The organism is Afipia massiliensis (assembly GCF_014203115.1).
GTDB lineage: Bacteria > Pseudomonadota > Alphaproteobacteria > Rhizobiales > Xanthobacteraceae > Afipia > Afipia massiliensis.
In genome coordinates, this window is sequence record NZ_JACHIJ010000001.1 from 697,724 (window position 1) to 710,400 (window position 12,677).

The 12,677-nt window shown below is 60.2% G+C and carries 11 protein-coding genes; 6 read left to right on the top strand and 5 right to left on the bottom strand.

All coding sequences use genetic code 11. The annotated features are described in order from the left end of the window. Nucleotides 1-7: 7 nt before the first annotated feature. The 3 genes from HNQ36_RS03235 to HNQ36_RS03245 form a co-directional block, all read right to left on the bottom strand. Nucleotides 8-925 carry a FecR family protein gene (locus HNQ36_RS03235; protein WP_184082489.1) on the bottom strand — a complete coding sequence of 306 codons (918 nt, stop codon included), beginning with the start codon at nt 923-925 and terminating at the stop codon, nt 8-10. 11 nt (nt 926-936) lie between these two features. Continuing rightward, entirely contained in the window at nt 937-2,298 is a 1,362-nt protein-coding gene (locus HNQ36_RS03240; protein WP_184082490.1) for a tetratricopeptide repeat protein, read from the bottom strand. Nucleotides 2,299-2,424: 126 nt separating this feature from the next. Then, on the bottom strand, nt 2,425-4,299 hold the full coding sequence (locus HNQ36_RS03245) for a glycosyltransferase (RefSeq protein WP_246395225.1): 1,875 nt from the start codon (nt 4,297-4,299) through the stop codon (nt 2,425-2,427). On the opposite strand from HNQ36_RS03245, the gene HNQ36_RS03250 reads away from it, so the two are divergent. The 6 genes from HNQ36_RS03250 to HNQ36_RS26635 all read left to right on the top strand — a co-directional run bounded on the left by HNQ36_RS03250 (nt 4,298) and on the right by HNQ36_RS26635 (nt 8,892). After that, on the top strand, nt 4,298-5,476 hold the full coding sequence (locus HNQ36_RS03250) for a glycosyltransferase (RefSeq protein WP_184082491.1): 1,179 nt from the start codon (nt 4,298-4,300) through the stop codon (nt 5,474-5,476). The genes HNQ36_RS03245 and HNQ36_RS03250 overlap by 2 nt on opposite strands. A 134-nt stretch (nt 5,477-5,610) precedes the next feature. Further along, on the top strand, nt 5,611-6,024 hold the full coding sequence (locus tag HNQ36_RS03255; RefSeq protein ID WP_184082492.1) for a Zn-ribbon domain-containing OB-fold protein: 414 nt from the start codon (nt 5,611-5,613) through the stop codon (nt 6,022-6,024). 5 nt (nt 6,025-6,029) lie between these two features. Continuing rightward, a complete protein-coding gene (locus tag HNQ36_RS03260) occupies nt 6,030-7,169 on the top strand; it encodes a thiolase C-terminal domain-containing protein (protein ID WP_184082493.1) in 1,140 nt (379 codons plus the stop codon). A gap of 23 nt (nt 7,170-7,192) precedes the next feature. After that, entirely contained in the window at nt 7,193-8,113 is a 921-nt protein-coding gene (locus tag HNQ36_RS03265; RefSeq protein ID WP_184082494.1) for an SDR family NAD(P)-dependent oxidoreductase, read from the top strand. A 120-nt stretch (nt 8,114-8,233) separates the two neighbouring features. Then, nucleotides 8,234-8,614, top strand: a complete 381-nt coding sequence (locus HNQ36_RS26630) for an amidohydrolase family protein (RefSeq protein ID WP_430641339.1) — start codon at nt 8,234-8,236, stop codon at nt 8,612-8,614. After that, on the top strand, nt 8,545-8,892 hold the full coding sequence (locus HNQ36_RS26635; protein WP_430641340.1) for an amidohydrolase family protein: 348 nt from the start codon (nt 8,545-8,547) through the stop codon (nt 8,890-8,892). The genes HNQ36_RS26630 and HNQ36_RS26635 overlap by 70 nt, the downstream gene beginning before the upstream one ends. Nucleotides 8,893-8,918: 26 nt before the next feature. Here the strand turns inward: HNQ36_RS26635 and HNQ36_RS03275 are convergent, their stop codons facing one another. Together HNQ36_RS03275 and ppc are read right to left on the bottom strand one after the other, a co-directional pair. Further along, nucleotides 8,919-9,707 carry a crotonase/enoyl-CoA hydratase family protein gene (locus tag HNQ36_RS03275; RefSeq protein ID WP_184082495.1) on the bottom strand — a complete coding sequence of 263 codons (789 nt, stop codon included), beginning with the start codon at nt 9,705-9,707 and terminating at the stop codon, nt 8,919-8,921. 24 nt (nt 9,708-9,731) lie between these two features. Next, a complete protein-coding gene (ppc, locus tag HNQ36_RS03280; RefSeq protein ID WP_184082496.1) occupies nt 9,732-12,545 on the bottom strand; it encodes a phosphoenolpyruvate carboxylase in 2,814 nt (937 codons plus the stop codon). Nucleotides 12,546-12,677: the final 132 nt, after the last annotated feature.

A 12,677-nucleotide genomic window follows, 5' to 3' on the forward strand; every position in this document is an offset into this window, starting at 1 on the left:
CGGGAGATCAGTTGCCGTAGCAATACCCATAACAACCGCCTGGATTTGTATTCGGCGGCGGTTGGACCTGATTGGTCTGGTTCGACTGCGACTTGTTCTTGGCGATGGCGTTGCCACCATCGAAGATCGAGAAGTATCCGAGCGGATCCGTGCCCGGCGGCTTCGCCGGGTCGGTGACGATCGTCTTGCCGAAGCCGAGCCGCGCGGCCATCTGGTCGGTCGGCAGATCGCTGATACCGCCGGTCTGCCCCGGCCCGCTGGTCAGCGCAGCCATGATCTTCTGCAACAGGAAATCGGGGATCGGGAACGGCTCCGGAATGGGATCGTTCGGACCGGACACCCAGGTCATGTAGCCCGGCCGGACAATCACCGAACCGACATTGTTCTTGATGATGACCGAACCGACATGGCCGATGACGATCTCGCCCTTCGCCTGCGACAGTTTAGGATCGGAGCCTGTGAAACCCGGCGGGATCGGATAAACAACCGTAGCGACGCCGCCGCGAATACCAAGCGTCGCAACCGGGGTCTTCACCGTGACGCCTGCAGTGTGGCTGATCTGCCCGCCGACAAAGCGCATCACGCCTTTGGAGACGGTCGCCACCATCTTGCCGGTCCCGGCAGCCGGATCGTAGACGTACTCGTCGATCACGATATTGCTGTTGCGGCCGACATTCAGCGTCGAGGTGTCGGGGAACATGATCTGCGTCGACCCTTGCGCCGACGTCTGCACCCTCTCCTTGTAGATCACGTTGGTGCCGATGGTGAGCGTGCGCTTACCCGCGCCCGGCGGCGTCCCGGTCGCGTCAAGATTGACAGCACCGACCCGCCCCGAATTTTGGGCCTCGGCGGCGGGAATAAGTGCAGTCGTGGAGAGCAGCACCGTCAGAAACGACGTAAAATATGTCTCTTTGGAAAATAACATCTGCTGCTCCCTCAGAAACGGGCGGTCGGGCCGAACATCACGGAGAAATTCTCCAGGCGATAGTTCGGCAGCGAGGAATTGGTCTTGTCGTACTGAACCGCAGCCGAAATGCCGAAATTCTTAGTCACGGGCGCGTTAAACAGGGCGCCCACCGACCACTGGTTATCGTTGCGTGCAATCAGCGGATCGATGAACGGATTTGGCGCGTCGAAACGGGTTTCGATCCACCGGACGAACGGCGCCACGCTCCAGTTGCGTGACATCCAGACGAATGGCGGGCCGAACTCGAGCGTCAAGGCGGCTTCCATTGCCCACTGATCAAAAGACTGGAACGCGAATGCCGAGTCGCCCCGCCGATAAAGCCCGCGCGCATCAAGCTTGATCTGTTGTGCGATGTTCCAGCTCGCCACAAGGCTGGTTGTGTACCAATCGCCGGAATTGAAGCCCGCGACAGGATCGATGGTCCTGAAATCTGAGCGACGCCATTCGAAGTCGGGGCCGAAGGTGAACCTGTCGTTCACCGGAATCTTCACGCCGACGCCGGCGCCTGCCGTCGAAAAGTACGACGAGCCGCCGACCCAGGTGTTTCCGCCGACCACATAGGGCTTGATGGTAACGCCTGGCAGAAGTTCCGGTGCGAGCGCAAGCCGAGGACCGAAGCTGACATCGACGAAGCCGACGTTGAGGTCCTTCAGGCGCGATTGCTCGGTGAGATATCCAACCGCGCGCGTTTCGATAATGTCGCCACGCTGGTTCTGTAAATCATAATCGTGGCTGAGGCCAACCAGCCCGAACCAGTTGATGTCGCTTTTCTGCCGTGCAGTCGGCAACAACGCGAGATCCTGACCACCGAGACGCAGCACGCCGCCGCCCGGCGCGAAGCTCGCATTGCTCTGCGAGCGGATGCCTGTCTGCGCGAAACCGGAGAACCGGCTTGGCTGAAGCTGCTTCTCGGTATCCGGAAGATAGGTTTCGACGCGCTCCTTGGTGATGGCATCGATATCCGGACTCGCGAGAGCTTCCTTGAAATAGCGTTTCGCCATTTCATAGGAGCCGAGCCGGAAATACAGCGCGCCGAGTTCATATTTCACGCGCGTCAGCTTGGGATTGTAGAACAGCAGCCGCTCGAGGGCGCCGATCGCGGCTTCGTAGTCCCCCCGCGCAGTCGCAACCTTGACGTAAGCGAACGTCACTTCGTGGTTCGCGGGACTCCGCACCATCTGCTGAAACAGTTGCTGCTGCTCTGCCGCATCCTGAGCACGCGCGCTGTTCACATCAGCAAACACAACAAGTGCGCAAACAGCCCAGATACTACGGGCCGACACAGCCTGCGTCCGTGACCCAGCCAAAAGGGGCAATACTCGAAACCACATATCAAAAATTCCCGTCGCCAATGACTCCGGTAGAACCATAAAAGCGGCATTTAATCAACGCTGTACCACCCGTACCGCGTGGCCGAATTGATACAACTGGAAGAAAAGCAGGACGGCGGAACTCGGCTATGTCTGCCTCTGGCTTAGGCATTGGTACATGTGCGCGACCCATCGGTTCAATTCGCGGAAAGAAATTTTTGCCGGAAAATCAGCACCTACGCCGTACTTCTGGGTTTGACCATCAAGGAATGAGCCTTCAGGTGGAGCAAGATCGTGCGGTATCCCGGCACGGCGCCACACATCGTCATGAAGGTGCAGGAAATGAAAATCCTTGCACAATCGACTCAATCTCTCGGCGCTGTCCGGATCGAACAAGTCCGGCACATCGAACCATGAGACGGGACCGAGAGGCGTCCGATTCTGAATTTTACCGCCCAGCTTGTGCCGCTCGACAAGCGATGTGAGCAAAGTAGACCCGGATTGTTCCCAGCCTTCCAGCGAACCGGAAAGACTTTCAACTTCCGCCAGCGCTTCCGTTAGCAAGCCGTGCCCTGCTGGAAACTTCAGAACGCCGGTCGGCACGCGGCCGAACACATCCAAACCGGCGAAGAAAACATTGCCTGGCGGAAGATCAGGCTTCAGCAGCAAGACATCGGGATCGATCCACCATCCACCCAGTTTCTGAAGCAATGCATAGCGGAACAGATTTGCGTGAATGGCGAAAGCGCCCTCTTCACCCAATGGCCTAAGGACAACCTCTCGTGGCAGGATTTCGGCTGCATCCTCAACAGATACCCAGTCCGGGACGTTCAAGTCGCGATTGTAGGAAAATACCTCGACGCGATGTCCGCTGGCCGCGAAGCTCTTCAAGCACATCAACTGATAGGGACCGATCGTCTCACCGTGCCAGAGTGTTTTCAGCGTTTGAGGCTCGCCGGCGAGTAGATGATCTCCTTGCGGCGAAGTCTCGGCATTGCCTAAAGACCGCACGCCGGGCCGCCAGCCGCTAATCTGGATTGATCGGGCCAAATGATCCAATGCATCGTACGGTACACTCTGCGTGGAGAGCTTCTGCTTGAGCTCCTTCATTATCCAGAATTCACGAAACCATCCTTCAACGGCCTCAAAGGAGAGACGCGCTCCCTGCGGAACATCGATTCCAAAACGCTTGAACAGTGTATCCAGAAAGCTGCCTTCGGGTGGCCCAAGGTTTTTAGGGATGCGCAACGCACGCCACAGATCATTCCAGAGATGCACGAAGTCGCTTGAGGCCAGCCGTTCAAAAACGGCCTCACATTGCCTAGGATCGAAGAACATTAGAACTTCGTTGGGATGAATCTCGTAAGCGCTGACTTTCGGGCGAACCAAATGGTCGATCGCATACTCGGACGAGAGGCGCGTGATGAGTTTCGGTCCGACGATACCGTGATCGGCTCCCGGCGCGGCGGTCCCTGCTGCCGGCAGAAGCCTCATCGCCTCTTCGATGGCAGCCGTCATGATCGGCGACTGCGCGGGGAATTTCATGACGGCGGCATTGGCGACGCCGTCTTCCTGGTAAGCGAGATAGATCTTGTCGTCCGGCAACCCCGACGCCATCACGACGATGTCGAGATCCATATACCAGCCGCCGAATTTCTGGATAGCGAGATATCTGAAAAGATCGGAATGCAGCGCGAGCGAAAGATCGCCGTCATTATGATGAAATTGGTAGAGCGGGCCGGACAGAACCTCACGCGCATCAACAAGTTCAACACCTTCGGGCACGGTCAGACTTCTATTGTAGGTGTACAACAATACACGCGCACCTGACGCGACCGCGCTCCGCAGCGACAGCTCTTCGTAGTAGCTGGGATCTGGTCCTGTCCAAAAAGTCCGCACTTCCTGGCGGGGCTTCATAAAAGACGGCTGCATGCGATGTTCGATTGCCTTTTGATATTCAATCATTATAGCCAGTATTCCGATCTGCGTTGTCAAACGCAAAGTGGAAAGAAAACTCGCCATGAAGACGGTTCTTTTTGCCTGGGAGAACGGCGGCGGGTTTGGCCATATCGCAAATCTGGGACGCTTTGCTGCGCTGCTGAGGCGCCACGAGATACGCCCGGTTTTTGTGCTGAAGCATCCGGAAACCGCGCGTCTACTGGAGACCGACGCAGAGATACTTCAGGCTCCGCCGTGGTCGGTGACTGCTTCTGACGAAAATTCCTTTCGCTCGACAGCGACGATGCACGACCAACTGGCTTCAGCGGGTCTGGCCGATGAGTATGGCTTGCGATCGTTGCTGCAAGCGTGGGATCACATTCTCAAAACTATTGCTCCGGACCTTGTCGTCGCGGACTCTGCGCCCGCGGCAAGCATGATGTCGCATGGCCGGATTCCGCTGATCGTGGTCGGAAACGGCTACACAGCCCCTCCCGGCGAAATGAAACGTTTTCCGCCGCTCCATCGTGTCCATCCACCACGCTGGTGTGAAGAAGAAACGCTGGGAACGGTCAATCGCGTGCTGCAATCTCTGGGCCGGCCTCCCCTTGAACGGCTGCCGCAAATATTTTCCGGCGATGCGCAGATCGTTCTCACCTTTCCGATACTCGATCCTTATGATCTGCAGAGATCTAGCCCGCTCGCTGGCCCGATCTTCGACAGTCCGCCGCTTGAAGGCCGGAAAGATGCGGACCACATTTTCGTCTATCTGTCGCGAGGCGTGTTATCCAAACTGCCTTTCGACATCGTTCCGGCGCTGCTCCCCCTTGCCAGCCGTCTCATCATTTCGGCTCCCGACATTGCGAGCGAGCAGTCGGACGATCTGTTGCGTCGCGGAGCGCAGGTTTATGTACAACATTTGCCGTTGAGCGAGACGTTGGCATCGACACGGCTCGTTGTTCATTTCGGCGGAGGCGGACTGGCAGCTCACGCAATCGCCGCAGGTATCCCCCAACTCGTCGTAGCAACTCACATCGAGCAGCTTCTGAACGGGCTCCAGCTCGAAAAGGCACGCCTCGGAAAGGTCATCGATAGTTTCGAACCACAGGCCGACATCTCCAAGTCGCTGGATGCGATCCTCGCTGACGAGGGTCTGCGACAGCACGCGGCGCGAGCGGGTCGTGCGCATCGCGACATGCTGACGAACATGAATCCGCTTGAAACCTTCGAAGCGGCCGCCCTGAAACTCCTCGGCAAATAGCCGAGCGCCTTCAGCAAGCGTGCATGCCAGCCCCTATTTTTCGCTCCGGGGACGCCACTTGCCTGCGGCAGGGATTACCGGCATAAAGTTAATCGACCAATTAACAAAAGCCAATGATCAGGGAGAGACTGCAGATGGCTGCACCTTCGCGCGCCTTGCCGGTACCTACGCCGGAAACCAAACACTTCTGGGAAGGAACCCAGGCGAATGAACTCCGTCTGCAACGCTGCGACGACTGTTCGAACGTCTATTTCCCGCCCCGTCCGTTCTGTCCGTCATGCGCCTCGCGCAAGGTCAGCACGTTCAAGGCCAGCGGCAAGGGCAAGCTCTACAGCTACGTGATCAATCACCGTCCCGCCGCGCCGGGTTTCACTCCGCCTTATGCCATCGCCGTCGTCCAACTCGATGAAGGTCCGCGGATGATGAGCAACATTCTCGATTGTCCGCAGACGCCCGAAGCTCTCGTGCTCGACATGAAGCTCGAAGTCGCGTTCGAGAAAGTCAGCGACAAGATCACCCTTCCCCAGTTTCGTCCGGCGAAGGGTTAAACATCATGCGTAGAAATCAGGTTGCCGTCGTCGGCGCGGCAGAAACCACCAAACTCGGCGTCATTCCCGACATGTCGCAGATCCAGTTGCACGCAGATGCCGCGCTGAACGCACTGGCGGATGCGGGGCTGAAGCTGTCGGACATCGACGGTATCGCGACCGCGGTCGAGACGCCGCAGCAACTGGCTCACTATCTCGGCATCACGCCGACCTGGGTGGACGGCACGTCGGTCGGCGGCTGCTCGTTCATGCTTCACGTTCGCCACGCGGCAGCGGCGATCGAAGCCGGTCTGTGCAAGACGGTGCTCATCACCCACGCCGAGAGCGGCAAGTCGATGATCGGCAAGCTGCCGCGCTCGATTCCCGCAGACAGCCTGCAGGGCCAGTTCGAAGCTCCGTTCGGTGTCTATGGCCCGCCCAGCATGTTCCCGATCCCCGTGCTGCGCTACATGAAAACCTACGGCATCACCCACGAACAGATCGCGATGGTGTCGGTGGTTCAGCGCGAATGGGCGGCGAAGAACCCGCGCGCCATGATGAAGGACCCGATCACCGTCGAGGATGTTCTGAATTCGCGGATGATCGCCTATCCGTTCCGCATCCTGCAGTGCTGCCTCGTCACCGACGGCGGCGGCGCGCTGATCCTGACCAGCGCCGACCGCGCCAAGGACTTCCCGCAGAAGCCGGTCTACATTCTCGGCACCGGCGAGAGCGTCGAGACCCCGATGGTCAGCCAGATGGAAACCTTCAACTCGTCGCGCGCGTTCAAGGTGGCGGGCCCCACCGCGTTTCGCGAGGCCGGCATCGCGCACAAGGACGTGGATCACCTCATGATCTACGACGCGTTCGCGCATCTGCCGCTGTTCGGTCTCGGCGATATCGGCTTCATGCCGCATGAGGAAACCGGCAAGTTCATCGCCGACCGCAACACCGCCATCGGCGGCAAGCTGCCGATGAACACCAACGGCGGCGGTCTCAGCTACATGCATTCCGGCATGTACGGAATGTACGCATTGCAGGAAAGCGTCCGGCAGATGCGCGGCATCGCGCCGGCACAGGTGCAAGACGCGAAGATTTCGGTCTGCCACGGTGTCGGCGGCATGTTCGCCGCCAGCGGCACTATCATTTTCACCAACGAACGCTGACAGCGAAAACAGGAGTCAAAGCAATGTCACAGAAGAAATCGCTGGACGGCAAGGTCATCATCGTCACCGGCGCGGGCCGCGGTATCGGCCGCGAAATCGCGCTGCTCGCCGCCGCCGAAGGCGCCAAGGTCGTGGTCAACGATCCCGGCGTTGCAGCCGACGGATCGGGCACCAATGCGGCGCCCGCCGAAGAGGTCGTCGAGGAGATCAAGAAGCGCGGCGGTACGGCCGTCGCGAACTTCGAGACGGTGGCGGAAGCGATTCCGGCCAGCAAGATCATCAAGCAGGCCATCGACACCTACGGCAAGCTGGACGGCGTCGTGAACAACGCCGGTATCCTGCGCGATGCAATCTTCCATCGCATGAGCGTCGAGGCGTTCGAGTCCGTCATCAAGGTTCACCTGATGGGCTCGTTCTACACCTCGCACGCAGCTGCCCGCATTTTCCGCGAACAGGAGAGCGGCGCATTCGTCCACTTCACCTCGACGTCCGGCCTGATCGGCAATTTCGGCCAGGCGAACTACGCTGCTGCCAAGCTCGGCATCGTCGGCCTGTCGAAGTCCATCGCACTCGACATGGAGCGCTTCAACGTACGCTCGAACTGCGTGTCGCCGTTCGCATGGAGCCGCCTGATCGGCACCATTCCGACCGAGACCGAGGAAGAGAAGGCCCGCGTGGCCCGCATGCAGCAGATGGGACCGGAGAAGATCGCGCCGCTGTCCACGTTCCTGCTCGGCGACGCCGCCAAGGACGTCACCGGACAAATCTTCGCCGTGCGCATGAACGAGATCTTCCTGATGGGCCAGTCGCGTCCATTGCGGTCGATCCACCGCGCCGAAGGTTGGACGCCGCAGACCATCGCCGAACACGGCATGCCCGCGCTCAAGTCGTCGTTCTACAAGCTCGACCGCTCGGCGGATATTTTCAATTGGGATGCGATTTAGCGCGCTCCAAAACGATCAGAGGACTAGCCTGCAATCGGTCTTGCGTCGCGGCGCTTCTTCGGCAAGCCATCGCGCGCCGAGGAATACGGCGCGACCTTCATCGCCGATGGCCGCGACGAAGTGCTGACCGCGACGCGCGAAAATCTGCGCATGGGTGCAAGCCAGATCAAGCTGATGGCGGGCGGCGGCACATCATCCGCTTACGATCCCATCGACGTGACGCAATATACGTCGGACGAAATGAAAGCCGCCATCGAGGCCGCCGACGATTGGAACACCTACGTCGCTGTACATGCTTACACGCCTCGCGCGGTGCGCCGCGCCCAACGCGGAATCTGGCTGAGCGCGCAGAATCTGATCCCGGACAGTCCGAATATGACACCGGAGCGGCGCAAGAAGCGCGCGGGGATCCTTGAGGGCAACACGCGTTTATGGCCGATGGCAAAAAACACGGCGTCAAACTTGCGTGGGGCACCGATCCTCTGTTCGAGCCGGAACTGAATGCCCAACAGAACGCCCTCATCCTGGCTTTGCGGCAATGGTTTACGCCGGCGGAAGTCCTCAAGATGGTGACCTATGACAACGCGCAACTGCTGGCGTTGAGCGGTCCCCGCACGCCCTACGAAGGCAAGCTCGGCATCGTCGAGCAAGGCGCGCTTGCCGACCTGATTCTTGTGAGCGGCGATCCGCTCGCCAATCTCGATCTGATTGCGGACCCGGCAAAGAACTTCACTATGATCATGAAGGATGGCGTGATCTACAAGGGACTACAGCGCTAAGAAGAAAAGCTGCCTATAGTCTCGCTCTATCGAAATGATCCATGTCGTCCTTGTCCGCCGGCGAAGCGCGTGGCTCCTTCAAGCGTTTCGCCGGACGCGATGACCCCGAGACCGCCCTGCATCTCGTCGTTGATCGCGTCTTCTTCTTCGAGATCCCACTGACGCAGCGCCGAGCGCTTGTCGTTGCGTAGGCAGCCTTGCGGAAACCGCGCCAGTTCCTGCGCCAGCACAACGGCATGTGCTCGCGCCTCGCCCTTCGGCACAAGGCGATTGGCGATCCCGATATCGAACGCCTCCTTTGCATCGACCGGACGTCCTGTGAGGATCAGATCCATCGCGCGCGAATGCCCGATCAGCCGCGGCAACCGGATGGTGCCGAGATCAATCAGCGGCACACCGAAGCGGCGGCAGAAAATGCCGAAGGTCGCGCCTTCCCCGACCACGCGCATATCAGCCCACAACGCCAGCTCCATACCGCCCGCAACCGCATGGCCTTCGACCGCCGCGATGACCGGCTTGTTCAGGCGCAGACGGCTCGGCCCCATCGGCGCGATGGTGCCGTGGCCGCCTAGTTCGCGCTTCTTCTCGCGATCGCCGAGCGCGACGGCTTTCAGATCGGCGCCCGCGCAGAACGCGCCGCCGGTCCCCGTGAACACCGCGACTGAAGAATTCGGATCGGCATCGAAGGCGCGGAAGGCATCGAACAGGCGGCGCGCCGTCGCGCCATCGACCGCGTTCTTGCGCTCCGGCCGGTTGATGGAAACGATGGTGACGGGTCCCTCGCGCTCGACAAGAATCGTGTCGGTGTCGGTCATCATTCCCTCCGTTGTTTTTGATTGTCAGCCGCTGTTGCGCAGCCCTGCCGAAATACCGTTGATGGTGAGCTGAATGCCGCGCAGAACCTGTTCATCCGTGCTTTGCGCACGATGCGCCTGAAGCAGTTCGACCTGCACGTGATTGAGCGGATCGAGATATGGAAAGCGATTACGGATCGAGCGTTCGAGCAATGGGTTTCCCTGCAACAGCCGGTCGTGCCCCATGATCGTCAGCAGCGTCTCGATCGAGTCATGCCACTCGGCACGAATGCGGCTGAAGATGGCGGTGCGCAACTTCTCGTCCGGCACGAGATCCGCATAGCGCGAGGCGATCGCAATGCTGCTCTTTGACAGCACCATGTCCATGTTCGACAACAGCGTCTGGAAGAATGGCCACTCGCGGTACAGTTCCTGAAGAAACGCGATGCCTTTGTCGGGATGCTGCCTGACCCAAGCATCGACTGCGCTGCCGAAGCCATACCATCCCGGCAACATCAAGCGGCACTGCGCCCAGCTGAACACCCACGGAATCGCGCGCAGGTCTTCGATCCTCCGCGTCTTGGTGCGGGAGGCCGGGCGGCTTCCGATATTCAGCGTCGAGATTTCCGAAATGACGGTAGACGCCCAGAAATAATCCTCGAAGCCTTCGGTTTCATAAACGAGGTTGCGGTAGGCTGCATAAGCGAGATTCGAGAGTTCTTCCATCGCGGCGATGTATTCGTCGCGCGGCGCGGAGTGCTTCGGCTGCAACAGGCTCGCTTCCAGCGTCGCGGCCGCGAGAATTTCAAGATTATGACGGCCAACGTCGGCATTGGAGTATTTGCTGGAGATGATTTCGCCCTGCTCGGTGATGCGGATTTGCCCGTTCACCGCCCCGCCTGGTTGCGCCAAGATCGCGTCGTAGCTCGGCCCGCCGCCGCGACCGACCGAACCGCCGCGTCCATGGAACAGACGAAGCCGCACGCCATGACGCTCGAACACCTCAACGAGACTGATCTCGGCCTTGTAAAGTTCCCAGCCCGAGGTGACGAACCCGCCGTCCTTGTTGCTGTCCGAATAGCCGAGCATGACCTCCTGGATGCCGCCGCGGCTGTCGACCAGGCGGCGATATTCCGGCAGCGAGAACAGGCTGTCCATGATCTGTGCGCACTGCCGCAGATCGTCGATGGTTTCGAACAACGGCACGATGTTGAGGCGGCTGGTGCCGTCCGGCGCCACCAGTCCCGCTTCCTTCAAGAGTACCGCGACCTCGAACAGATCGGACACGCCCTCGGTCATCGAGATGATGCACTGGGGAATGACCGCGCCGCCGAACACCGCATGCGCTTCGGCGGCCGCGCGCAGCACGGCGAGTTCCTTGATCGTCTCCTCGCCATAGACAACAAACGGCGACGCCAACGGGCGCGCGGTGTTCAACTCGCGCGACAGCAACGCGATGCGCGCATCTTCCGGCAACCCCCGATAGTTCGTACCGGGCGCAGCCGCTTCAAAAAGCTCTGCAATGGTGCGCTCGTGCACGGCGGAGTTTTGCCGCATATCGAGCGCGGCAAGATGGAAACCGAAGCAATCCACTGCGCGGCGCAAATGCCGCAGCCTTCCGCGTGCAATCACTAGCGAGTTGTTAGCGACCAGCGAGGCGTGCAGCACATCAAGGTCGCGGGCCAGTTCCGCCGGCCCCGCATAGGCCTCGGCATTTCCGACCGGAGGCCGGCTGGTTTCGATCTTCAACTTCAACGCAGTCGCGGCAAGGCGCGCGTAGATGCCGGACACAGCCAAACGGTAAGGCTCGCCGCTCCGGTGCGGCGACGGGTCAGGCGACTGCTGCGCCAATGCGCGCAATTCAGGTGACACGTCCGCGAGATGGGTGGCCAGCGACAGCTCGCCGCCAAGTTCATGCAGTTCGGCAAGATAGAAACGAAGCACGCGCGTGCTCTGCATTTGCAGCGTGCCGCGCATCACCTCTGCGGTGACAAAGGGATTGCCGTCGCGGTCGCCGCCGATCCAGCTTCCCATCTTGAGGAACGTCGCAAGCCCTGGCGCATCCTGCGCATCGGCGGCGCTGCCGCCCTCTTCCGCCAGCCGATCCTCCAGCGAGCAATGCAGCCGTGGGACCTCGCGCAGGAACGTATAGTCGTAGAACGACAGGCCGTTGGCGACCTCGTCCAGCACAGTCAGCTTGGTCCGGCGCAGCAGGTTGGTTTGCCACAGCGTCACCACGGCGCGGCGCAGCTGTTCATCGCTCGCCGCGATTTCATCGGCCGTCATCTGGGTCCGCTCACGCGTATTGAGCACGGACGCGATTTCCATTTCGCGGTCGATCGTGCTCTTGCGGCGGACCTCGGTGGGATGTGCGGTCAGAACCGGACTCACCAGCGCCTTGGCGAGGAACGTCCGCAGCGCGTCGGCATCGATCCCGGCCTCCGTTGCGCGCACCAGCGCACGCGACAATGTACCGGGGCGTGACGCCGTTCCCGCCATATCCTGCGCGCGCCGCTGGCGGATGTTGTTCTGGTCTTCGGCTATATTGGCCAGATGCGAGAAATAACTGAACGCGCGCACGATGCGGACGGTTTCGGCAATCGACATGCCGTCCAGAATGGTTTCCAGTTCAAGCCGCGCCGGCTTGTCGTCGTCGCGATGGAAACGGATCGAGGTCTGCCGGATGCGCTCGACCAGGTCGAAGACATCGGCCCCCTCCTGATCGCGCACGGTATCGCCGAGAATGCGCCCAAGCCGCCGGATGTCAGCGCGCAGCAGCGCATCATCGTCGGATAACGGACTATCGCCGTCCCGAAGTCGTGTGTCGCGCGTTCTGGACGAAGATGTCTCGGACGACATGGATAATCCGTTTGCGCAAGAATTGACCGGGGTCTCTCCAGTCGCAATTTTTGCACAACGGCGCAAGCGCCGGAATACTCATCTCCGGCGCATTTTACCCAACAATTTCGGCGGTCATCTTGCAATGCTGCA

Coding starts and splice junctions, on each gene's coding strand:
- HNQ36_RS03255 (WP_184082492.1), top strand. CDS start 5,611: ATGGCTGCACCTTCGCGCGCCTTGCCGGTACCTACGCCGGAAACCAAA.
- HNQ36_RS03275 (WP_184082495.1), bottom strand. CDS start 9,707: ATGACCGACACCGACACGATTCTTGTCGAGCGCGAGGGACCCGTCACC.
- HNQ36_RS03260 (WP_184082493.1), top strand. CDS start 6,030: ATGCGTAGAAATCAGGTTGCCGTCGTCGGCGCGGCAGAAACCACCAAA.
- HNQ36_RS03250 (WP_184082491.1), top strand. CDS start 4,298: ATGAAGACGGTTCTTTTTGCCTGGGAGAACGGCGGCGGGTTTGGCCAT.
- HNQ36_RS26635 (WP_430641340.1), top strand. CDS start 8,545: ATGGCCGATGGCAAAAAACACGGCGTCAAACTTGCGTGGGGCACCGAT.
- HNQ36_RS03245 (WP_246395225.1), bottom strand. CDS start 4,299: ATGGCGAGTTTTCTTTCCACTTTGCGTTTGACAACGCAGATCGGAATA.
- HNQ36_RS03235 (WP_184082489.1), bottom strand. CDS start 925: ATGTTATTTTCCAAAGAGACATATTTTACGTCGTTTCTGACGGTGCTG.
- HNQ36_RS03240 (WP_184082490.1), bottom strand. CDS start 2,298: ATGTGGTTTCGAGTATTGCCCCTTTTGGCTGGGTCACGGACGCAGGCT.
- ppc (WP_184082496.1), bottom strand. CDS start 12,545: ATGTCGTCCGAGACATCTTCGTCCAGAACGCGCGACACACGACTTCGG.
- HNQ36_RS03265 (WP_184082494.1), top strand. CDS start 7,193: ATGTCACAGAAGAAATCGCTGGACGGCAAGGTCATCATCGTCACCGGC.